This window comes from Thalassospira lucentensis (genome assembly GCF_032921865.1).
In the GTDB taxonomy this organism is placed as follows: domain Bacteria; phylum Pseudomonadota; class Alphaproteobacteria; order Rhodospirillales; family Thalassospiraceae; genus Thalassospira; species Thalassospira lucentensis_A.
The window spans coordinates 556,855-578,947 of the sequence record NZ_CP136684.1 but is presented as its reverse complement, the minus strand read 5'-3'; the positions used below and the strand labels follow the sequence as shown (position 1 = coordinate 578,947).

Annotated in this window: 23 protein-coding genes; 3 read left to right on the top strand and 20 right to left on the bottom strand. The window is 57.0% G+C overall.

The annotated features are described in order from the left end of the window. Positions 1-3: 3 nt before the first annotated feature. The 5 genes from R1T41_RS03365 to R1T41_RS03345 form a co-directional block, all read right to left on the bottom strand. Positions 4-771 (bottom strand): SDR family oxidoreductase, encoded by a 768-nt coding sequence (locus R1T41_RS03365; RefSeq protein WP_317339951.1) that lies wholly within the window; start codon positions 769-771, stop codon positions 4-6. Positions 772-795: 24 nt separating this feature from the next. Continuing rightward, positions 796-1,995, bottom strand: coding sequence for a mandelate racemase/muconate lactonizing enzyme family protein (locus R1T41_RS03360; RefSeq protein ID WP_062960718.1), 1,200 nt, complete (start codon positions 1,993-1,995; stop codon positions 796-798). 19 nt (positions 1,996-2,014) lie between these two features. Then, the gene (locus R1T41_RS03355) at positions 2,015-3,319 is read right to left on the bottom strand and encodes a TRAP transporter large permease subunit (RefSeq protein WP_037992146.1); all 1,305 of its coding nucleotides are present in this window, start codon (positions 3,317-3,319) and stop codon (positions 2,015-2,017) included. Continuing rightward, positions 3,309-3,836, bottom strand: coding sequence for a TRAP transporter small permease subunit (locus tag R1T41_RS03350; RefSeq protein WP_062960717.1), 528 nt, complete (start codon positions 3,834-3,836; stop codon positions 3,309-3,311). Before R1T41_RS03350 ends, R1T41_RS03355 begins: the two co-directional genes overlap by 11 nt. Positions 3,837-3,898: 62 nt before the next feature. After that, positions 3,899-4,924, bottom strand: coding sequence for a TRAP transporter substrate-binding protein (locus R1T41_RS03345; RefSeq protein ID WP_317339947.1), 1,026 nt, complete (start codon positions 4,922-4,924; stop codon positions 3,899-3,901). 172 nt (positions 4,925-5,096) lie between these two features. Here R1T41_RS03345 and R1T41_RS03340 point away from each other — a divergent pair, with 172 nt between their 5' ends. Both R1T41_RS03340 and R1T41_RS03335 read left to right on the top strand, forming a co-directional pair. Next, complete coding sequence (locus tag R1T41_RS03340) at positions 5,097-5,858, top strand: GntR family transcriptional regulator (RefSeq protein WP_062960715.1); 762 nt, start codon at positions 5,097-5,099, stop codon at positions 5,856-5,858. 108 nt (positions 5,859-5,966) lie between these two features. Further along, complete coding sequence (locus R1T41_RS03335; RefSeq protein ID WP_317339945.1) at positions 5,967-6,938, top strand: 2-hydroxyacid dehydrogenase; 972 nt, start codon at positions 5,967-5,969, stop codon at positions 6,936-6,938. Positions 6,939-7,057: 119 nt separating this feature from the next. Here the strand turns inward: R1T41_RS03335 and R1T41_RS03330 are convergent, their stop codons facing one another. The 11 genes from R1T41_RS03330 to R1T41_RS03280 form a co-directional block, all read right to left on the bottom strand. After that, the gene (locus R1T41_RS03330) at positions 7,058-7,933 is read right to left on the bottom strand and encodes a cell division protein FtsQ/DivIB (RefSeq protein ID WP_317339943.1); all 876 of its coding nucleotides are present in this window, start codon (positions 7,931-7,933) and stop codon (positions 7,058-7,060) included. A gap of 39 nt (positions 7,934-7,972) precedes the next feature. Beyond that, complete coding sequence (locus R1T41_RS03325) at positions 7,973-8,887, bottom strand: D-alanine--D-alanine ligase (protein WP_114111381.1); 915 nt, start codon at positions 8,885-8,887, stop codon at positions 7,973-7,975. Then, positions 8,884-9,828, bottom strand: a complete 945-nt coding sequence (murB, locus tag R1T41_RS03320) for a UDP-N-acetylmuramate dehydrogenase (protein ID WP_317339941.1) — start codon at positions 9,826-9,828, stop codon at positions 8,884-8,886. Before murB ends, R1T41_RS03325 begins: the two co-directional genes overlap by 4 nt. 40 nt (positions 9,829-9,868) lie before the next feature. After that, positions 9,869-11,278, bottom strand: coding sequence for a UDP-N-acetylmuramate--L-alanine ligase (gene murC, locus R1T41_RS03315; RefSeq protein WP_317339939.1), 1,410 nt, complete (start codon positions 11,276-11,278; stop codon positions 9,869-9,871). Positions 11,279-11,289: 11 nt separating this feature from the next. Further along, complete coding sequence (gene murG / locus R1T41_RS03310) at positions 11,290-12,489, bottom strand: undecaprenyldiphospho-muramoylpentapeptide beta-N-acetylglucosaminyltransferase (RefSeq protein ID WP_317339937.1); 1,200 nt, start codon at positions 12,487-12,489, stop codon at positions 11,290-11,292. Between the two features lie 310 nt (positions 12,490-12,799). Then, the gene (locus R1T41_RS03305; protein WP_317339935.1) at positions 12,800-13,333 is read right to left on the bottom strand and encodes a hypothetical protein; all 534 of its coding nucleotides are present in this window, start codon (positions 13,331-13,333) and stop codon (positions 12,800-12,802) included. Between the two features lie 150 nt (positions 13,334-13,483). Continuing rightward, complete coding sequence (locus R1T41_RS03300; RefSeq protein ID WP_317339933.1) at positions 13,484-13,948, bottom strand: GNAT family N-acetyltransferase; 465 nt, start codon at positions 13,946-13,948, stop codon at positions 13,484-13,486. Positions 13,949-14,240: 292 nt separating this feature from the next. Then, positions 14,241-15,218, bottom strand: coding sequence for a zinc-dependent alcohol dehydrogenase family protein (locus R1T41_RS03295; protein ID WP_317339931.1), 978 nt, complete (start codon positions 15,216-15,218; stop codon positions 14,241-14,243). Positions 15,219-15,280: 62 nt separating this feature from the next. After that, positions 15,281-15,577 (bottom strand): metalloregulator ArsR/SmtB family transcription factor, encoded by a 297-nt coding sequence (locus R1T41_RS03290; protein ID WP_317339929.1) that lies wholly within the window; start codon positions 15,575-15,577, stop codon positions 15,281-15,283. Positions 15,578-15,713: 136 nt separating this feature from the next. Then, on the bottom strand, positions 15,714-15,992 hold the full coding sequence (locus R1T41_RS03285) for a helix-turn-helix domain-containing protein (protein WP_037992159.1): 279 nt from the start codon (positions 15,990-15,992) through the stop codon (positions 15,714-15,716). Then, positions 15,989-16,327 (bottom strand): type II toxin-antitoxin system RelE/ParE family toxin, encoded by a 339-nt coding sequence (locus tag R1T41_RS03280; RefSeq protein ID WP_062960707.1) that lies wholly within the window; start codon positions 16,325-16,327, stop codon positions 15,989-15,991. The genes R1T41_RS03285 and R1T41_RS03280 overlap by 4 nt, the downstream gene beginning before the upstream one ends. A gap of 240 nt (positions 16,328-16,567) precedes the next feature. On the opposite strand from R1T41_RS03280, the gene R1T41_RS03275 reads away from it, so the two are divergent. Then, positions 16,568-16,918, top strand: a complete 351-nt coding sequence (locus tag R1T41_RS03275) for a hypothetical protein (protein ID WP_317339926.1) — start codon at positions 16,568-16,570, stop codon at positions 16,916-16,918. 29 nt (positions 16,919-16,947) lie between these two features. Here the strand turns inward: R1T41_RS03275 and ftsW are convergent, their stop codons facing one another. The 4 genes from ftsW to R1T41_RS03255 are packed head-to-tail and all read right to left on the bottom strand — an operon-like array spanning position 16,948 to position 22,057. Then, on the bottom strand, positions 16,948-18,093 hold the full coding sequence (gene ftsW, locus R1T41_RS03270) for a putative lipid II flippase FtsW (RefSeq protein WP_209220277.1): 1,146 nt from the start codon (positions 18,091-18,093) through the stop codon (positions 16,948-16,950). Then, a complete protein-coding gene (murD, locus tag R1T41_RS03265; protein ID WP_317339923.1) occupies positions 18,090-19,496 on the bottom strand; it encodes a UDP-N-acetylmuramoyl-L-alanine--D-glutamate ligase in 1,407 nt (468 codons plus the stop codon). Before murD ends, ftsW begins: the two co-directional genes overlap by 4 nt. Before the next feature lie 17 nt (positions 19,497-19,513). Beyond that, positions 19,514-20,602 carry a phospho-N-acetylmuramoyl-pentapeptide-transferase gene (gene mraY / locus R1T41_RS03260; RefSeq protein WP_062947714.1) on the bottom strand — a complete coding sequence of 363 codons (1,089 nt, stop codon included), beginning with the start codon at positions 20,600-20,602 and terminating at the stop codon, positions 19,514-19,516. A gap of 24 nt (positions 20,603-20,626) precedes the next feature. Continuing rightward, positions 20,627-22,057 (bottom strand): UDP-N-acetylmuramoyl-tripeptide--D-alanyl-D-alanine ligase, encoded by a 1,431-nt coding sequence (locus R1T41_RS03255; RefSeq protein ID WP_317339921.1) that lies wholly within the window; start codon positions 22,055-22,057, stop codon positions 20,627-20,629. Between the last annotated feature and the right edge of the window lie 36 nt (positions 22,058-22,093).

Here is a 22,093-nt window from a genome sequence, read left to right as displayed (position 1 = left end):
ACCTTAAAGAACGGAAATCATGCCGCCATCGGCATAGATGATCTGACCGTTCACATAGTTGGACGCATCCGAGCAGAGATAAATCGCCGTGCCGATCAGTTCGTCAGGCCGGCCCCAGCGCCGGGCGGGGGTGCGTGCCTTGACCCAGACGTCAAATTCCGGGTTGGATGTCAGGGCCGCGTTCATGTCGGTGAGCATGTAGCCCGGACCAATCGCGTTGGCCTGAAGGCCGTGTTCGCCCCATTCGGCTGCCATGGCCTTGGTCAGCATTTTGATGCCGCCCTTGGCGACGGTGTAGGGGGCGACGGTGGCACGCGCCAGTTCGCTTGTCAGCGATCCGATATTGACGATTTTGCCATGCCCGCGTTTGACCATGCGTTTGGCGGCTTCGCGGCCAATCATGAAGGCGGATGTCAGATTGGTATCAATCACGCGCTGCCAGTCGGCGGTGTCGAGTTCCAGCATGGGTTTGCGGAACTGGATACCGGCGTTATTGATCAAGATGTCGATTTGCATACCGGCCGCATCAAAGCGGTCAAAGGCGGCTCTGATTGCGGCTTCGTCGGTGACGTCAAATAGGGACATATCGACTTTCATGCCGGCATCAGACATTTCCTTGCAGGCCTGCGAAAGCCGTTCGGAATTGGTGCCGTTCAGGATGACGGTAGCCCCGGCCGCAGCCAGACCTTCGGCAAAGGCGCGACCAAGACCGCGGGAAGAGCCGGTTATGAGGGCTGTTTTACCGGCGAGCGAGAAAAGTTCGAGAGACATGTTTCCTCCAACGGGCTTTTATTTTCAGGCTTTGCTTTCGCGGACGGTCAGGTCGCTGCGATCAAAGAAGGTTTTCTGCAATTCGACGCCAAGGCCGGGGCCTTCCATCGGATAGACATAACCGTTTTCGATTTTCGGAACAGCGGTCACCAGTTCATTGTACCAACCCTTGTAGAAGGCGCGGACACTTTCCTGGATGAGGGTGTTTGGCTGGCTGAACGACATGTGAATGGCGGCGGCAAAACCAACCGGCCCGATGCAGTCATGCGGGGCAAACGGGCGATGCCATGTTTCGGCCAGGGCGGCGATTTTCTTGCCTTCGGTAAGGCCGCCGGTCCAGCACAGGTCCACCATGACCACATGGGTTGCATCGCGGTCGAGCATATCCTTGTAGGGCCAGCGTGATCCCAGTGTTTCACTGGCGCAGGTCCAGACATCGGTGGATGCGGCAAATTCTGCCAGAGCCTGTGGCGAGTTCATGCGGATCGGGTCTTCGTACCAGGTCGGGCTGAACTGTTCGAGTTCGCGGGCGATCTTCTTGGCGGTCGGCAGGTTCCATTGGGAATGGAATTCCACCATGATTTCCATTCTGTCGCCCACGGCCTTGCGGATTTCTTCGAAGGGACGGATCGCCTTTTTCATCTGTTCGGCGGTGATGTACTGACCGCGTGTTTCGGCCGCCATCGGATCAAATGGCCAGATTTTCATGGCCGTGATGCCGGATTCCAGAAGGTTTTCGGCCAGTTGGGCCGGGCGGTTCATGAAACCGTCCAGATCCTCATAGGGGCCTTCCGGTTCGCCAAGGTTCCAGTTCGATACGGGTTTGATATTGTTGGTGCGGACATAACGATATCCGGCACAGGTGTTGTAAATCCGGATTTTATCCCAGCACAAACCGCCCAGCATCTGATGGACGGGCTGGTCGCAGACCTTGCCAAAGATGTCCCAAAGGGCAATGTCGATGGCGGATGCCGCACGATATTCCGCGCCCGTCGATGACTGTGCCATCGGCAGGTTGACCATTTCCTTGTGCAGGGCTTCGATGTGAAGGGGGTTCTGCCCGATCAGGCGCCCGGCCAGTGTATCGTGAATGTGTGCTTCGACCGCACCGGCACCATAGAAGGTTTCGCCAAGGCCGGTAATGCCCGCATCCGTTTCGACATGGACCCACAGGACATTGGCAAATTCGTCTACGCGGTAGGTTTTGATTGCTGTGATCTTCATTTTCTTATCCGAATTCAGATTAATTGAGTATTTCCGGCAGCCATAGCGCGATGGACGGGAAGGTGAGCATCAGCGCCAGGAAGGCGATCTGAATGAGCATGAAAGGCCAGAGAGACGCGAAAATCGTCTGAAGGGTGATTTCCGGCGGGGCGACGCTTTTGAGATAGAAAGCGGCCGGGCCAAAAGGTGGTGAGAGGAATGCCACCTGCATGGTCAGCGAGAAAAGCACCCCGAACCATACCGGGTCATAGCCAAGCTGGGTGACGATCGGCACAAAGATCGGAATGGTCAGAAGCAGGATGCCGATCCAGTCCATGAACAGCCCAAGGACGATGAAGATCGCCATCATCAGCATGATCGTGACAACTGGCGCGATATCCAGACCGGTGATCATGCCGGTGACAAAACGCTGGCCGCCCGAAAGATTGTAAATCGCAATCAGCGATGCCGCGCCAAACGTCACCCACAGGATAATCCCGCAGGATTGCAGGGTGCGTGTCAGGGCCTGCCACAGCATGGTTATGTTCAGTTCGGATCGCAGGGCGATGATGAGGATGGATACGCCAACCGCGATGCCCGCGGCCTCGGTAATGGAGGTCACCCCACCATAGATGCAGCCAAAAACGATGCCGATCAGAACAAGCAGTGGCAGAACGCCGCGTAAGAAATCCTGTTTTGTGAAGGGCTCGGTCTTTTCCGGTGCCTTTGGGGTCAGGGCCGGATTAAGCGTGCAGCGAATGTAGATATAGGCGAAGTAGGCAAAGGCGAGCGCGAAGCCCGGTACGAACGACGCCAGAAAGAGCTTTTGCACCGAGACATCGGCGGTCAGGCCGTAAATGATCAGGACAATCGAGGGCGGCACCATTGTGCCGAGTGACCCGCCCGCGCAGATGATCCCGATGGAGAGTTTCCGGTCATATTGCAGGCGCATCATCTGTGGCAGGGCAATCAGACCAAGCAGAACGATTTCGCCGCCGATGATGCCGCTGATGGCGGCCATGAAAACGGAAATGATCAGGGTTACGGTCGCAACGCCGCCCTTCAGATTCCCGAAAACCTTGAACAGGGCATCGTATAGATCCTGAGCCAGTCGGGAGCGTTCCAGCAGGGTTGCCATCAGAATGAAAAGCGGTACGGACAGCAGCGAATATTCGGTCGCAAGCCCGTAAACCGTTTTATGGGCAAGTGCGATGACCGCCGGACCGAATTTAAGATAGCTGACGAGGACGGCAAGCGACCCGGCGGCGAAAGCCAGCGGAACACCCAGCGCCATCAGGGCAAAGACGCCACCGACGAGGATAATGGAAATGAGTTCAATCGACACGGTTGTCCTCCGTGACTGATTCTGCTGTGTCGGCGGGGATGCCACGGAACCTTTTGACGCAGTTGATGATTGCGTAAAGCGCCATCAAACCGGTTGTCAGAACAATGAGCGGCTTGACCGTTGCCGGGATCGGCGGGTTCCATGCCGTGCCAAACGGTTCCCAATTCATCAGGGATTGCCACGAGCTGGGCGCGCCGAACCATGCAATGCCCAGACAGAATGTCAGGCAGCAGGCCAGCGTGATGAGATCGAATATGCGCTGAAGCCATGCGGGGCTTGCGTCATAGAGGACGGTAATTCTGAGATGCTGGTCTCTTTGCATGGCATAGAGGCCCGCGGCCAGAAACAGGATTGCCGAGAGCCACAGGGCCAGTTCATTGGCCCAGATTGTCGGGGTTTTGAATATGTAGCGTGCGATGACTTCGTAAAAAGTCACCCCGACAATGATCAAAAGAAGAAGGGAAAATAGTGCGACGACGAATTGAAAGCTGCGCACGCGTTTCGGGGTTGCCTGCATCGCGGACCTCCAGAAAAGCCCCCGGGGGAAACCCCCGAGGATCAAAATGACGGACTTGCTGGTTAGTCGAGGATGCCGTTTTTCTTCATGTAGGCGATATGTGCGTCATAGGCTGCTTTGGCTTCGGGGCTCCGCGTTGCCCAGTCGGCCCATACTTCCTGTGCCGCCTTGCGGAATGCCAGACGGTCTTCGTTGCTCCAGTCTTCGAGGGTGACGCCGGCCTCGGTCAGTTCCTTGGCGGCTTCCTGATCAAGCTTGTTTGATTCTGCGATGACTTCCGGGGCAATCGTTGCAATGGCGTCCTGCATGGCCTTTTGCTGGGCCTCGTCCAGCGCATTCCATTTTTCGAGATTAATGGCGATATGTTCGATCGGCATGGAATGGAAGCCGGGATAGGTCGCGTATTTGGCGATGTCATAGAGGCCGAGTTTCTTGTTCACGGCGAGTGTGGAGGCATCCGCCCCCGAAACCGTGCCGGTGGACATGGCGGTGAACACCTCGCCAAACGGCATCACAACCGGGCCAGCGCCAAGTTTCTGGAAAATTTCGGATTCCATGCCCGGAGGCGAGCGGAATTTCCAGCCCTTAAGATCATTGATCCCGGCAAGCGGGGTGGTTGAGCTTAATGATTTGGGGGTTGCGATGAAGACACCGACAAGATGCATGTTGAATTTGTGATACAGCTCGTTTGCGAGGTCGAGACCGCCATCCCTGTACCAGCCAAGGAGCTGTTCCGGGGTGCTGTAGCCGCCCATGATGTCGCCATAGAACTGGAAGGCAGGGTTTTTGCCGGTGATATAGCCCGCACCGGTTGCGTCACCGTCAATGATGCCCATGCTGGATGCTTCGAAGGCTTCGTTCGAGTTCACGACCGATGAACTGGTGTGCATTTCGACCTGCACGGTGCCGTCGGAATATTCTTTGACAAGGTCGGCAAACCGCAACAGTGCCTTGCCCTGCAATGAGGAGGCGTTGTGATGTGTCTGGAATTGCAGCGGGGTCGGGTCGGCTGCGAAGGCCTGTGAGGTGGTGAAAGTCAGAAAGCCGGTGGCGGCCAGAGCGGTTAATGTTTTTGTTAGTTTTTTCATGTCGTTGGTTCCTCCCTTATGTGACATGTTGTGATATTTCACGAAACATCAGTAGCATGTATCAAGCGGGAACTTCAACAGGTTTTACTTTTCCATCCATGGGAATGTGTATATATGGTATTGAATAAAAACAAATATATTGTGACTTTTTATGAAATTACAGAGAGAAATAATGGCGTCGAAACAGAAAGATAAGGTCATTTCGGGCGATTCTTCCGAGCCGGGAAAAACGGGATCGGGCGGGGGCAAAAACCTGAACGAGCTTGCCTATAACAAGCTTGAAGAACTTATCGTGACCTGTGAATTGAAGCCGGGCAGTTATCTGCGCATACAGGATTTGCAAACCGCAACCGGTATCAGCCGCACGCCGGTTCATCAGGCGGTCACGCGCCTGTCAGCCGATACCCTTATGATCATTCAGCCCCGCCAGGGCATCCAGATTGCGCCGATTGACCTGACACGCACCCATTTGCTGTTGCGGCTGCGGCGCGATATGGAAAGGTTTGTTGTTTCTTTGGCGAGTGCGCGGGCGAGTACGTCACACAGAAGTCAGATGCGCCATCTGATCGGGCTTTTGACAACGCATCGCGACAAGATGACGATTGTCGAGTTCAACGAATTCGATCGCCGGATTGATCAGATGATGCTGGCAGCCTGCGGCGAGCCGTTTCTTGAATATACGTTGCGTCCCCTGCACACGATTTTCCGCCGTCTGGGATGGATTTATCATACGCAGACGGTTGATGGGGTGTCGCTTGACGTGACCATCGACAGCCATCTCGATGTGCTGAATGCGGTTGTCGAGGGGGAAAAGGATGCGGCACTGATTGCGTCGGACAAGCTGATCGAGTTTGTGGATGCGATGTTCCCGGTTCTTGAAAACAGTATCGCACCGAGCATTTTTGACGTGACGCAGGACTTTGATCCATTTTGAGATAAGGGGCCGGAGGGCCAATAGGATTTTGCGATTTTCCTATTGAAATTTTGTGAAATATCAGAAAATATCAAAGCGAAAAATAATAACCATATTTGGGAGGATTTCGTGAAGGTCGTGTTCCATGGGGCGAATGCCTCGACTTTTCATCCCGGTTTTGCCGAATTGCTTGATGCGGCGCATGAGCTTGTTCTGTTGCCCGATCATCTTGGCCGTGAGGCGGATCGCGAAGCCTATGCCACGGCAGATGTCATTATCGGCATCAGGTTTGATGACAGTTTTCCATCGCCGCGTAACCTGAAGCTTTATCAGGTGCCAGGTGCGGGCTATGACGGCATCCGTGTTCCGGATCTGCCGGTGGATGCCGATCTTTGCAATTGTTTCGGGCACGAGATTGCGATTGCGGAATATGCGATGTGTGCGTTGCTGTCACGTCATGTTCCGCTTGCGGATGCCGACGCGCGTTTGCGCAAAGGGGACTGGAAATATTGGGCGGGTGGTCCGTCTGGCATGAGAACGGAGCTTGGCAGTACCACAATCGGTATTCTGGGTTACGGGCATATCGGCAAGGCGATTGCCCAACGCGCCAAGGCGTTTGGCATGAATGTGCATGTTGCCAACCGTTCCCGCCCCGAGGACCAGAGCCAGATCGATGCGTTTCATGCCATTGATGATTTCAGGGAAATGCTGGCGCATGTGGATGTTGTCGTAAATACGCTGCCGCTGGCGGCCAACACGACCGGCCTTGTTGATGGCAAGGCGTTTGCCAGCATGAAGCCGACTGCGGTTTTCATGAATGTCGGCCGCGGTGGCGTGGTTGATGAAGAGGCGCTGTTTGGGGCGTTAAAAGACGGCCTGATCGCACATGCCTTTATTGATACATGGTACCAGTATCCGAGCGGACCGGACGCGGTGACCTATCCCTCGCGCCTGCCGTTTCATGAGCTCGGTAACGTTACAATGACGCCCCATATGTCGGGCTGGACGCATGGCACGATTGAACGGCGCAGAAATGTCATGGCAGATAACGTCAACCGTATCCGTCAGGGATTGGCGCCGGTCAATCGGATTGCAAAATAACGCAATTTGACCTTACCCCCCACCGGCCGGACGGTTGATTTTCGACCGACCGGCTATCCCCGGAGCAGAAGCCGCCCTTTTGCTCCGGGTCTTTTTTTTAGAGAAAACGGTACGCGGCACTAGGCCGCATTACCCTTCTTTGGCGGGTTGCGGCGTTGCTCAGCCGCCCCCGGTGTCAGGCGGACAAAGGTGCGGTCGGGCAGGCGGAGATCGACGATCAGGACGTCGCGTGACAGGATGTGGTGTTCTTGATCAAGCTGATCGAGGCGTGCCCAGGCCTTGTCCATGTTTTCCTCGGGCAGGCGGATGAACATGCCGTTGGCAAGCTGGATGTTCCAGCGGCGGTTGCCGATGCGCTGTGCGCCGCTGACCATGTCAAACAGGCGCGGGATGGATTTAAGCGTGGTCAGCATTTCGCTGGCATGTTCGGGGGCGTCGGCGCCGACCACGACCGGCAGGTCAAGATAATCACCCAGTTCGTAATCCTGAAGCTGCGCGCCATCGGCATCGATCACGGTATGGCCATGATCGGTCTGCCACAGGGCGACCGGCTGGCGTTCGGAGATCGAGACGATCAGGGTGTTGGGCAGGCGGCGTTCGACAATTGCATCGCGCACCCAGGAAAGCTGTTCGATGCGTTCGCGCGCGGCATCGACATCAAAGGTGACAATCGGGGTGCCGGGCTTCTGGCCGATGGCGGCAAGAAGGGCTTCGGGGTCGGTTTTTTCGCGACCGCGGACTTCGATATTTTTCACCGTCATGCCAAATTCGGCGGAAAGGCGGATCGCCTCGACCTCGGCGACCGCATACCATTTTTCGGCCTTGCCGGTATACCACAGCGCAAAGGGCCCGGCGATCAGCAGGGCCGTGAGGCTCGACCACCAGAAAACACGCACCAGTTTTTTCAGGTTGGCGCCAACACTGTGCTGCTGTTCAAGCTTCTCGCGGCGTTCGCGGGCCTGTTCTTCGAGGGTGCTGGGCGGGGTGCTATACATGGCAGCCATTTCCAGAGACTTTATGCACAAGTGTGAGCATCAGCGTTCGCATGAGGCGTCCTCGACCATCCAGGCGACAATGTCGGCGAAGCTTAGCCCGTCATGACGGGCGGCATCGGGGACCAGCGATGTCGGGGTCATGCCGGGCTGGGTGTTGATTTCAAGGATCGCGACGCGGTCTTCAGTCGGGTCATAGCGGAAATCGGCGCGCGCAATCCCGCGGCAGCCAAGCGCGCGATAGGCCTTTTCGGCGCAATCCTGAATTTTGGCGCGAAGGTCGCCGGGGATATCGGCGGGGATGATATGTTCGGAGCCGCCGGCGACATATTTTGATTCAAAATCATAAAAGGCATGATTGCCGGTCATGATTTCGATGATTTCCATCGCCTTGCCATCCTTGACCGCCACGGTCATTTCGCGGCCGGGAATGAATTCTTCCTGCATCACGCCGTCGCCATGCGTCCATTCGCGGGCCAGCATGTTCTGTTCTTCCTCGGCCGTCAGGATGATTTCCACCCCGACGGAGGACCCCTCGTTATTGGGTTTCAGGACATAGGGCGGTGGCAGGGCATTGCCCGATGCGATTTCATCGCGCGAGACCCAGACATGGCGGGCACAGGGAATGTCATATTCCATGAACATCGCCTTGGCCGACATTTTATCCATGGCGATGGAGGATGCGCGCACACCCGAATGGGTATAGGGAATGCCCATGATTTCAAGCAACCCTTGCACGCAGCCATCCTCGCCCCAGCGGCCATGCAGAGCGTTGAATACGACATCGGGTTTGGGGTCAATCGCGGCAAGCTGGGCGGCCAGATCGCGACCGGCATCAATTTCGGTGACGCGATAGCCCTTTTCACGCAGCGCCTTGATGCATTCCGTGCCCGAGGACAGGGAAACGGGGCGTTCTGCGGACCAGCCGCCATAAATGACGGCGACATGCTTGCTCATGCGTCTTTTCCTATGATCGAGTGTCCCAGTCGGTCGCCGATGCGCCGGATTTCCCAGCGCAGATCGACGCCACTATGTTTTTTCACGCGCTCGCGCACGGTTTCGCCGAGTTCTTCGAGATCAAAGGCGGTGGCATTGCCCAGATTGATCATGAAATTGCAATGTTGCGGCGACATCTGCGCCCCGCCAATCGTCAGCCCCCGGCACCCGGCGGCATCAATGACTTCCCATGCACTATCGGGCAGGGGATTGGCGAAGGTCGATCCGCCGGTACGCGATTTGATCGGCTGTGATCCGGCGCGGGCTTCGTGGATTTCATCCATGCGCTTGGTGATCTCGGCCGGGTCGCCCGGCTTGCCACGCAGGATGGCGGATGTGAAAATCCAGTCTTCGGGCAGGCCACAATGCCGGTACGTCATATCCATCGCCTTGGCGGTGACGGTATGAAGGTCGCCATTGCCGTCAATCGCATTGGCGCTGACCAGAACATCCTTGATTTCCGTGCCATAGGCCCCGGCATTCATGCGAAGCGCGCCGCCAATCGTGCCCGGAATGCCGGACAGAAACTCAAGCCCGGCAATCCCGGCGTCGCGCGCCATTTGCGCAACGTTCAGGTCAAGCGCACCGGCCCCGGCATGAATTTCGCCATCCTTGATGATGGCATCGGTAAAGGGCCGACCCAGACGGACGACCACGCCACGAATGCCGCCATCACGGACCAGAAGGTTCGAGCCAACCCCGATGACGGTGATCGGAATTTCGGCCGGACGGCTTTTGATGAAATCGGCCAGATCCATTTCATCAGCCGGGCGGAACATCACATCGGCCGGGCCGCCGACCTGAAACCAGGTGACCTTGGACAATTGTGCGCCTTCGCGCAGCTTGCCGCGCACCTTTGGCAGGCGATCAATAAGCGGTGTGTGATGTCCCGGCGTACTCATGACAAACTCGTCAAATCCGTTTCAGGTTTCGGTTTCAGTTTCAGTTCTTAAGCGCTTCAAGCTGTGCGGGCAGGGCGTTGGCCCATGCGCTGATCGATCCGGCACCCAGGCAGACGACCAGATCGCCCGGTTTGGCCTCCTTGGCGATCATGCTTGCCAGTGATTCCGGGCCTTCAAGGGCGGCGACATGGCGGTGGCCGCGATTGCGCAGCCCTTCGACCAGTGCGTCGCGATTGGCACCTTCAATCGGGCTTTCGCCGGCTTCGTAAACGTCGGCGACGATCACGCTGTCGGCATCGTTAAAGCAGGTGCAGAATTCCTCGAACAGGTCATGCAGGCGCGAATAGCGGTGCGGCTGAACCACGGCGATGACGTTGTTTTCGGTTGCCTTGCGGGCGGCTTTCAGCACCGCCTTGATTTCGACCGGGTGGTGGCCGTAATCATCGATGATGGTGACACCATCGACCTCGCCGGTTTTGGTAAAGCGGCGTTTGACGCCGGTGAAACCGTCAAAGGCAGAGACGATTTTATCGTCAGGAATGCCAAGTTCGAGCGCGACCGTGATCGCGGCCAGCGAGTTTGACACGTTATGATCGCCAACCATCGGCAGGCGGACATCCCTGATCACGCGTTCCTCGCTATCGACCCGTTCGCGAATAACCACGTCAAAGGTGCTTTGGCCGATTTCGGTACGGACATTGACCGCACGCACATCGGCCTGTGGGGAGAAGCCAAAGGTAAAGATGCGGCGGTCCGTGACCTTGCCGATCAGGGCCTGGACTTCGGGGTGGTCGATGCACAGAACCGCAAAGCCATAGAACGGGATGTTCTGAACGAAGTTCTTGAAGGCATCGCGCAGCTGATCAAAGTTTTTCCAGTGATCAAGATGTTCCGGGTCGATATTGGTCACGACCGAAATGGTCGAGGGGACCTTAACGAACGTGCCATCAGACTCATCGGCCTCGACCACCATCCAGTCACCATCGCCAAGGCGCGCATTGGTGCCATAGGAATTGATGATGCCGCCATTGATCACGGTCGGATCAAGCCCTGCGGCATCGAGCATGGTGGCCACCAGCGAGGTGGTGGTGGTTTTGCCATGCGTGCCACCCACCGCAATCGCGGCCTTGAGCCGCATCAGTTCGGCCAGCATTTCGGAGCGGCGGACAACCGGGATCATATCAGCACGCGCGGCGACGACTTCGGGGTTGTCGGGTTTGACGGCGGTGGAGATCACCACCACCTTGGCGTCTTCGACATTGGCGGCCTGATGACCGACGAAAACCCTGATCCCCAGATCGCGCAGGCGCTGCACATTGGCATTGTCGGAAATATCGGACCCCTGCACCGTGTAACCAAGGTTGTGCAGGATTTCGGCAATGCCGGACATGCCGATGCCACCAATACCGACAAAATGGATGGTGCCGATGTTGAGCGGCAGGGTGTTCATGGAGTGTCTCCTCATACCTTCTGGGGGTCTTTCTTTGTCATGTTATCATTATCGGGGCTGCCGGCCGGGTTCAGCCCCAGCAGATCCAGCACCATGTCGGCCAGCCGTTCGGCGGCATTGGGGCGACCGGTGGCCTTGGCAGCCTTGGCCGCACGGGTGAGTGCCGCCGGGTTTTGCAGAAGTTTGGTCAAACGTTCGCTTAAAATCTCGATCGTGAAACGGTCTTGTGGCAATAGCCACGCGCCACCGGCTTCTTCGACCTGCTGGGCGTTGAAACGCTGGTGATCGTCAATCGCACTGGGCAGCGGCACCAGAAGGGCCGGACGACCGGCTGCGGTCAGTTCGGCCACGGTGGAGGCACCGGACCGCGCAATCACCAGATGGCAATCGCGCAGACGTTCGGGGATGTCATCGATAAAGGATGCCAGGGTCACATCAATGCCCGATCCTTCATAGGTTTTGCGCACCGCGTCTAGGTCTTCTTCGCGGGCCTGCTGGGTCACGATCAGGCGGTTGCGCAAATCACGCGGCAGGGCGACCAGTGCGGCGGGCAGAATTTCGGATAGAACGCGTGCCCCCTGCGACCCGCCGGTAATCAGCAGGCGCACCGGGCCCTCGGATGTTGGGGCGTCATATTCGGTGCTGGCGAGGGCGGCGACTTCGTGGCGGATCGGGTTGCCGGTCCAGATGACCTTGGCCGCGTCATTGGGCGCGATCAGTTTGACCGTCGGGAAGGATGTCGCGATGCGGTGGGCGGCACCCGCAACCATCCGGTTGGCCCGGCCCAGAACCGCGTTCTGTTCATGAATGGCAAACGGGATGCCAAGCCATTTGGCCGAAAGCGTTGCCGGGATCGAGGCATAACCGCCAAAGCCGATGACCGCGGCGGGACGGGATTTTTTCAGAAGCGCGCGCGCCTTCATCGTGCCAAGGCCAAGGCGAAGTGCGCCAGTCAGACGGCCCTTAAGGCCCTTTCCGGCAATGCCGCCGGCCGGCAGGATGATGGTTTCAACCCCCTCGACCCCTTCGGTATAGCGCGAGGCGCGGGCATCAGTGAAAAACAGCACGTGGGCTCCGCGCCTGACAAGGGCGCGCGCCAGTGCAACCGCCGGAAACATATGGCCGCCGGTGCCGCCCGATGTCAGGGCGATCACCTGTCCTGCCAACGGGTGTTCCATCGGGGAAACTTCAATATTCTGGATGTCGGTCATCAGATCCACATATGCAACGACGGTTTGCCCCTATCAGAACCCGAGAAAGGTTAACATCCCTTCAAGCGCGGGTGTTTGTAGGCGAGGATTTTGTCGTTTTTTTGGGGTGGATTGGTGCGTTTTGAAGTTTTGAGAGGACGGGCGGCTTTGACGTCTTAGGCAAGACCGAGCCTATGGCGCGATGGACTCCCGCGTTCGCGGGAGTGACGGTGGTTCTTGTGGTTGGAGAGTGAACCCCCGGTTCGTCATTCCCGCGCAGGCGGGAATGTAATTCGCTGCAGGTTATTAGGCTTAAAGTTTAGTCATCGGACTACGATGCTGCCGGGTAGAATGCGTACATTGCGACAAACGCACCGATGATAAATGATAGTAAAGAGAGAAACGTAGAAATTCTAGCTCTTTGATTCCATTTCTTTTCTTTGGCTTCGTTGAGCAACGATTGGTCTGTCCTTTCTTCAAAAACCTTCGCGTTTGAGGATTTGTCACCACCTTTTCGGTACGCTCTGTAGGCGTCGATGAAATCGCTGGTGACAGCATCAAAATGTCGTCCCATCATTCTGAGAGATATGTGCATTGAGAGCTGTGCGAAAAGGGCGAATAACAGGCCAAGCATGAAAAGTGCAACAGCTGCAAATAATCCCTGAATTTCAGGTGCTGGTGATAAGCTTTTCAATGTGGCTAAAGCAGGAATAGTTCCCCCATTCAGTAGTATCAGGCTTTTGATGCTGTCATTGGCGATAGTGTGAGTGTGGCTCAACACATCCATTCGCCAGTTTTGAACAGTATCTACGCGAGATATTGCGTAGTGATCGTAGTCTGTTAATTTTTCTTTCTCGTCGATCATTGAAATGTTTCCCGATATATTGAAATTCAACTTTAAGTGTATTTAATTGGCGTCCAATGTCACTATATTTGGCATATGGTTGCGGACTTACTGGGAAGTAAAGATAGGATAATATCTCGTTGGTTGTATGAATTTTTAATGGTGTAACTTTTAAATTGTATCAATCTTATACAGCACCGAATCAACCCGTTTTGCCAGCCGGTCATAGAGGCGTTGGGCGCCGTGGTTGTCGCTGGCGGTGAGCCAGTAGAGGCGGAGCCAGTTGTTTTGTCTGGCCTGTTCCTGCAGGGCATCCATCATCAGGCCGCCGATGCCGCGGCTTCGGTGATCGGGTGATACCCAGAAATCTTCGAGATAGGCGACATCGCGCAGCGTGAAGGTGTGCGGGTGGATAATCAGGTGGGCCAGTCCGATGACGGATTGGTCATCATCATCTTGGTCATGATCCAAGGCCAGCCATGCCTGCATCGGGTGGCCGGGATCAAGGATGCGCTGCCACAGGCCATCAATCACGTCGTTTGGCATGTCGGGTGCGCCGAACTGGATGATGTTTTGCCGCCAGAGGCGTTCCCATCCGGTGCGGTGGCGGGGTTCGGCGTGCTGGATTTTGATCATGGTGGGGCCTTGGTGTCGTGTTTGGGGCGAACAGGTGCGGGTACTGTATCGCTAAAAGTCAATCAAGGCTGGTGTTTTTGAGGAAGGGGCAGGCTGGACTCCCGCGTTCGCGGGAGTGACGGTGGGTTTTGGGGGTGGGGAGCGGTCGCTGCCCCTTTGTCGTCATTCCCGCGAAGGCGGGAATCCAGTTTTGGCGGAAGCAGGATAAGGGGCCTGTCCGGAAAGGAAACGCCGCACCAGAAGGTGCGGCGTTGTCGAGGTGTTGTTAGGTTGTGGTCGGGTGGTTGCCGGGTTATGGAGCGACCTTGATCGCGATTTTCCCCCGGAGGCCGTTATCGGGGTTTTCCAGCCGGGCGTGGGCAAGCGGGATGTCGGCCAGTGAATAGACGGCACCGACATGGGGGCGGAGCTGGCCGCGTTCGATCAGGGTGCTTAGCTCGTCAAGCTTGCCCCGGTTCTGGCGGGTGAACACGAAGTGGTAGCTGGCGTTTTTGCCCCAGGCTTCGATCAGGTTCTGCGGCTGTGCGATATCGACAATCGAGACGACACGGCCAAGCTGGGCCAGTGCATCGGCACTTTTGGCGAGTGTATTGCCGCCGATGGTGTCAAAGATGACATCCACCCCTTTGCCATCGGTTTCGCGCAGGATGGCATCGACATAATCCTCCTTGGTGTAGTCGATGAGGACGTCCGCGCCGAGGCTTTGGGCGAATTCGAAGTTATCTTCGCGTACGGTGGTGAAGACCTTGGCACCTATGGCTTTCGCGACCTGGATTGCCACATGGCCGACACCGCCGGCACCGCCGTGGATCAGGATGCTTTCACCGACACGAAGGCCCGCACGCACCACCAGTGCCTCCCACGCCGTGCCGCCGACCAGCGTCAGACTGGCGGCTTCGAGGTGGCTGAGCGAGGCCGGTTTTTTGCCAATAATTTTTTCCGAAGCGACATGGTATTCGGCGTAGCTTCCGTCCCCGTCAAAAATCTGCGGGGTGTACCAGACTTCATCACCGGGGACGAAGCTGGTCACGCCGGGGCCGACGCTTTCGACGACGCCCGAAACGTCATGCCCGGTAATGGCGGGCAGGGGTACATAATCGGGATAATCACCGCGCCGGACCTGATAATCCAGCGGATTGATGGAGGTGGCGTGGACACGGACAAGGACCTGTCCGGCCTGCGGGACGGGCTTGGCGACGTCCTGAAGTTCAAAGGCTTCCGGGCCGCCAAAGGATTTGAGTATCTGAGCTTTCATTGTCTGGACTTTCATTTTACTGCCTTATTTCGGCAAAAAGGGATATCGCAATTTCTCGATATATTCGGGCAAAAAAACTACAGTTCTTTTCCGATAGCCTCGGCAAGAGCGCGGATGGTTGCTTCGTTCCGCTTGTAGTAGGTCCACTGACCGATGCGTCTGACTTCCACCAGACCCACCCGTTGCAGCGTCGCAAGGTAATCGGACACCGTCGATTGCGACAGTCCGACACCTTCCTGAATACTGCTGACGCAAACTCCAACCGTATCGACGTCGCCTTCATCCTGCGGAGGAAAGTTCTTCGCAGGCTCTTTCAAGCCTTTGAGGATTTCAAGGCGGGTCCGGTTCGAGAGGGCTTTGAATATTTCGAGCATTTCCATGACGTGAAATATATCGGGATTTTCCGATATGTCAATATGCGGAATCAACCGGGCAGCTATGCGCTGTCGGGCTGGCTGTGTTGGGGCTCCTGCTTTCGCGGAAGTGACGAGAGAGTGGAGATGTGGGGGCTTAGACCAGTTCGAGCTTGAGCGTGCGGCCGACGGCCTTGGCGCCGCGCTGGATCGTGTCGAGCTGCACCTTGTCGTTGGTGTCATCAAGCAGGCGTTCAAGCTGGGTGCGGCTTGTTTTCATCAGGCGGGCCATTTCGGCCTTGCTCAGATTTTGCTTTTCCATTTCCTGACGCAGTTGCCACGCGAGGACTCGCTTGATGGCCACGGTTTCGACTTCTTCGCGAATGCCTTCTTCTTCGAGAAAGTCGTCAAAAGAAGAGCCAGTATGGTTGGTCATTGTTCCAGTTCCTTCTTGCGCGTCAGAGCAAGGTCAAAGTCGGTTTGGGGCGTTTTTTGCGTTTTCTTGATGAAGGCATGAAGCAAAAGCATTTCACCGTCGGCGATGCAGAAAACAACCCTGACAATCCTTTTGTCGGAAATGTTGCTGCGGACTTCCCAAAGACCTTTGCCTAATGACCGGCAGGCTGGCATGCCGACAGGCCAGCCATATTCCACGGTGGCGATGTCCATGCCGAGTGTTTTGCGGTCTTGCGGCGCAAGTTCCTTGAGAAATTCCCGGACAGGTTCAATCCCGCCAAGGGTTCGGAAGAAACGTGCTTCAAGTTTCTTCATCTGATCCCGATCTGTACCGTGTACGGTGCATGATCCACTTTATTGACGGTGGCGTCAACAACAAAAGTTGTCATGGACAACGATCGCTGTGGTGATCGGGAAGGTGCGCAGGCATTGCGCGCAGAGCGTTTGGCGAGATGGACTCCCGCTTTCGCGGGAGTGACGGTGGTTTGGATGATTCGACGAAAGTGATAGTGTCTTGGGTGATTTTCGTGCTGTTTTTGATTTTAGGTTCAGTCGATGAATGATCTAACGGTTGTCAGGATCTTATCACTATTTACTGATTTCTCTGATGTTGAATATCAAAGGGAAAGTTGGTTTGGCATTGGGAAATGGGTCAGTTCCCCCGATGAAATGTGCAATGCAATCGACGATATGTTGCTGACCGAATGGGTAGACGAGAATGCCGAAAAAATGAGCCCATTTCTGCGCCGGTGCATTTCGGAATTTATTGCGGCTATTGATAAGCTTCCTGAAGTATCAGACCCTTGGGCCGCGTACTTTTCCGTCGAATGGATTCAAATTCGATTACAGGCGTCTGTGATCCGAGATTTGCTATCCAAAGAGTTTAAAGACCAATTGGCATTGTAAAATCAAAACGATGTTCTGTGGCGGTTGGCTTATTCGCCCGGGCGTTTGCGGGTTAAGGCCAGAACGAAGCCCATGCCGATCGCGATGCCAATCGTGGCGGAGCCGCCATAGGAGATGAAGGGCAGGGTCATGCCTTTTGGCGGGACCAGTTGCAGGGTGGAGGCCATGTTGATCACGGCCTGCAAACCGAACTGGACCAGAATGCCGGTGACGGCCAGCACGACAAACAGGTTGCGTTCGCCCATCAGGCGCGAGAGGCCGCGCATGATGACGAAGCTGAACACACCAACCACGAGAACGCAGAACAGAAGGCCGAATTCTTCGCCCGCGACGGCAAAGATGAAGTCGGAATGGGCGTCGGGCAGGTAGTTTTTCACCGAACCCTCGCCGGGGCCCTGACCCATCAGGCCGCCATTCATGAAGGCCTCCATCGAGCGGTCGATCTGATAGTTGTCGCCCGATGCCGGATCCAGGAAGCGGTCCACACGCGACTGCACGTGCGGCAGCACCAGATAGGCGCCAACCGCCAGGCCGACCACGCCAAGGCCAAGGCCAAAGACCAGCACCATCGGCAGGCCTGCGAGGAAAATCTGGGTCGACCAGATGGCGGTGACCACCACGGTCTGGCCAAAGTCGGGCTGGATCATCAGAAGGATGATGCAGGTCGCAAGCAGCATGCAGGAGACGATATAGCCCGGGAAGTTCGGGTTAAGCCGGCCTTCGGAAAACATCCAGGCCACCACAACCGCAAAGCAGGGCTTGAGGAATTCGGACGGTTGCAGGGTGATCCCGGCCAGATGAATCCAGCGCACAGCACCCTTGATTTCCGAGCCGACAAAGGGGGTAATGATCAGAAGGCAGATCACGCCCAGAAACATGATCGAGGCCAGGCGCCGCACCCATTTGATCGAAAGCAGCGAAATGCCAAAGGCGCAGATGGCGGCAAGGCCGAGGAAGACGAACTGCCGGCGGACGAAATGGAAGCTGTCGACATTAATGCGGTCCGCCACCGGCGGGCTTGCCGACATGACCAGCAGCGCGCCAATCCCCATCAGCAGGATGACCGCGGCCAGCATCCAGCGATCCACCGTCCACCACCAGATGCCGAGCACCGAGGTATCGGCGCGCGAAAAGGCGATGTTGTTGTTGGTGCTGTTGCCAAACAGGGTTTTCATGGTTTCTCCTGCCCGGCATGTGCCAGCGCGTTAAACAGGTCGCGGAAGGCATCGCCGCGGGCTTCGAAACTTTTGAACTGATCGAACGATGCGCAGGCCGGCGAGAGCAGCACGACCGGCATATCGACTGCGCGTGATGCGATGCCTTCCCTGGCGTCAAGGAAGGCTGCCGCGGTGGCGCGATCCAGCGTTTCGCATTTCTGCCATGGCAGGTCATCGCCCAGCGTTTCGGCAAAGGCATCGGCGGCAGCGCCGATCAGATAGGCCTTTTTGATTTGCGGATAAAATGCCTGCAGGCCGTCAATGCCGCCTTCCTTGGGTTTGCCACCCAAAATCCAGTAGATATCACGATAGGCCGAAAGGGCCTTGGCGGTGGCTTCGGCGTTGGTCGCCTTGCTGTCATTCACAAAGGTGACGCCATCGGCCATGCCCAGCCGTTCCTGCCGGTGGGCGAGGCCGGGGAAGGTCATGATGCCTTCGATGATTTTCGATGCCACAACCCCGCGTGCCCGGCAAAGGGCATAGGCGAATGCGATGTTTTGCCAGTTATGGACGCCGGGCATATGGGCGACCGTGACCAGATCCATGATCCGGGCCTGTGCGCCCGACAGATCATCGATCAGCCAGCCATTTTCAACGTAAATGCCATGCGGGGCCGGTTTATGGACCGATACCTCGATCACGCGGCGACCGCCTTCGCGGGCGAGTTCAACCGCCATGCGCGCGCAGGGATCGTCATCGACCGAAATCACTGCCCATTTCGGGCCCTTGTTGCGCGCAAAGACGCGGCGTTTGGCACCGATATAGCCATCCATGCCGCCGTGACGATCCAGATGATCGGGCGTGATGTTGAGCAGGCCGCAGGCATCGAAACTGGCGTCATGGAGCAGTTCGAGTTGATAGGATGAGAGTTCCAGCACAAAGCAGTCATCGGGACCGGCGGGATCAAATCCCAGGGCCGGATTGCCAAGATTGCCGCCCGCCTGAGTCTTGATCCCGGCGTTTGACAGGATATGGGCGGTCAGGGCGGTCGTGGTTGATTTGCCGTTGGTGCCGGTGATCGCGATGCTGGGTACATCGGGAAGGGCGGTGCACAGCAGTTCGACATCGCAGATGATCGGCTTGCCCGCACGGCGCGCCTTTTCGGCCGCAGGATGCGGGGTCGGGAAGGTGGACGGAATGCCGGGGCTGATGACCAGCATATCGGGTTCGGTCCAGTCACATTCCGCGAGATTGATCGGGGCGAGGCCGAAGGCCTCTAGCTGGCCACGGCTTTCCGCGTTGTCATCCCATGCCCAGACGATGGCACCGCCATTGACCAGTGCCTTGACACTGGCCAGTCCGGATTTGCCCAGACCCAGAACCGCGATGGTTTTGCCGCGCAGATGTGACAGGTCGATCAAGGCGGGATGTCCTTAATTTAACGGAGTTTAAGCGTTGCCAGCCCGACAAGGGCCAGAATGACGGCAATGATCCAGAACCGGATAACGATGGTCGGTTCCTGCCAGCCCTTTTTTTCGAAATGGTGATGCAGCGGCGCCATGCGAAACACGCGCTTGCCGGTCATTTTGAACGAGCCGACCTGAATGATCACCGACAGCGTTTCAAGGACAAACAGACCACCGATGATGGCAAGGACCAGTTCGTGTTTGGTGACAACCGAAACCGCACCCAGCGCACCGCCCAAGGCCAGCGACCCGGTATCGCCCATGAACACCATGGCAGGCGGGGCGTTGTACCAAAGGAAGCCAAGACCAGCCCCGACAAGGGCACCAAGGAAGATGGTCAGTTCGCCCGATCCGGCGACATAATGGACCTGCAGATATTCGGCGAACTGGATGTTGCCGATCAGATAGGTGATGAGCGCGAAGCTGGCCGCGGCAATCATCACCGGCACGATGGCAAGGCCATCAAGACCGTCGGTCAGGTTGACCGCGTTGGACGCGCCGACCATGACAAACATGGCGAAGGGCACAAAGAACCAGCCGAGATCAAGCAGGAAGTTCTTGAAAAACGGGAAGGCAAGGGCGGTCGATAGCGGATCGGCGGTGTTGGTGGAAATCCACCATGCGGCAGCCGCGGCAATCGAAAACTGGCCGAGCAGCTTCAGTTTGCCCGGCAGGCCCTTGGTATTGCGTTTGGAAACTTTCAGGAAATCATCAAGGAAGCCGAGGAACCCGTAACCGATGGTCACCAGCAGCACCGCCCAGACATAGGCATTGGACAGATCCGCCCACAAAAGGGTGCCGATGGAGGTGCACAGCAACAGCAAAAGGCCGCCCATCGTCGGCGTGCCCTTTTTGGTCAGAAGGTGGCTTTCGGGGCCGTCATCGCGGATCGGCTGGCCTTCGCTTTGTTTGGAGCGCAGCCAGTTGATCAGGGACGGGCCCAGCACAAAGGCCAGAATAAGCGATGTGATAATCGCGCCGCCGGTCCGAAACGTGATGTAACGGAACAGGTTGAAGATCGGAAACTGGTCGGCCAGCGGATAAAGCAGATTATAGAGCATCGCCCCGGGGGTTCCTTCTGCGTCTTAACTTTTGGATGCAGCGCCAGATGCGCCATCCGGTGATTTTAAGGCCGAGACAATTTTCGAAACGTAAATGCCAAGCGATCCTTTGACCAAAACCACGTCATCCGCCTGCAAATCGGCCTTTATCGGGTCAATTGCGTCTTCGGCGGCGTCAAAATGGCCGGCATGGAGTTCGCCCGGCAGGGTTTCCGCAAGGTTGGCCATCAGCGGGCCGACCGTATAAACACGTTCGATGCCAAGGGCAACCAGCGGCTGATGCAGGTCTGCATGCAGTTTTTGCGCAGCATCGCCCAGTTCGCGCATATCGCCCAGAACCGCGATCCTGCGCCCCGATCCTTCGGGTTTGCTTTGGGCCAGCACGCTTAGACCTGCCATCATCGAGGTCGGGTTGGCGTTATAGGCATCGTCAATCAGGGTATAGGTGCCGTCTGCCCCATTGGGCAGCGGCAGAATATGGGTTTCACCGCGACCGGCAGGCGGAGTGAAATCGGCCAGATCCTGTGCGGCGCGCAGCACATCGCCGCCAATCGCATCAACACAGGCCAGAACCGCAAGCGAGTTCAGAACCCAGTGTTCGCCGGGGCAGCCGATGAAATATTCGATGTCACGGCCGCCGATGCGCGCACGCACGGCAGAACCATTGGTGACAATGTTGGCTTCGAACAGGCGGTAATCGGCCATGGCATCGGTGCCAAAGCATTTGATATTCTTGATGCCGAGTTCCTTCGCGCGCCTGGCCAATGCAAAATAATGCAGGTTGTCGCGGTTGAGGATCACGGTGCCATCGGCATCAAGGCCATCGAAGATTTCAGCCTTGGCCTGTGCGATTTCGGCCTCGTCCCTGAAATATTCGGTATGTGCGCCGACGACCGTTGTGATCAGGGCGACCTTGGGGCGGACCATCTTGACCAGCGGGCTGATTTCGCCGGGATGGTTCATGCCGATTTCAAATACGCCATATTCGGCCGCCACCGGCAGGGTGGCGAGGCTCATGGGGACACCCCAATGGTTATTGAAGCTGGCGGGGCTGGCGTGGGTCAGGGCCTGTTCGTTCAGAACGTATTTGAGCGCCTCTTTGGTGCCGGTCTTGCCGACGGAGCCGGTGATCGCGATGATTTTGGCGTTTGATCGTTCGCGCCCGGCAAGGCCAAGGCGGACCATCGCATCAAGCGTATCATCGACCACAAGGGCTGGTGCGCCATTGCCAAGGGTTTTGGTGTCCGACACCATGGCGGCCGCACAGCCGTTATCAAGGGCGGTCTGGGCGAATTTGTGACCGTCGAAATTGGGGCCTTTGAGCGCGATGAACAGATCGCCCTTGGCGGCCTTGCGGCTGTCAATCGATACGCCGGACGCCTGCCAGTTGCCGGTTGCCTTGCCCCCGGTGGCTTTTTCGGCGTCTTTTGCCGTCCATAAAACAGCCTTGGTCATTTTTGGGTTTCTTTCGTATCCGCATCCAGCACGATC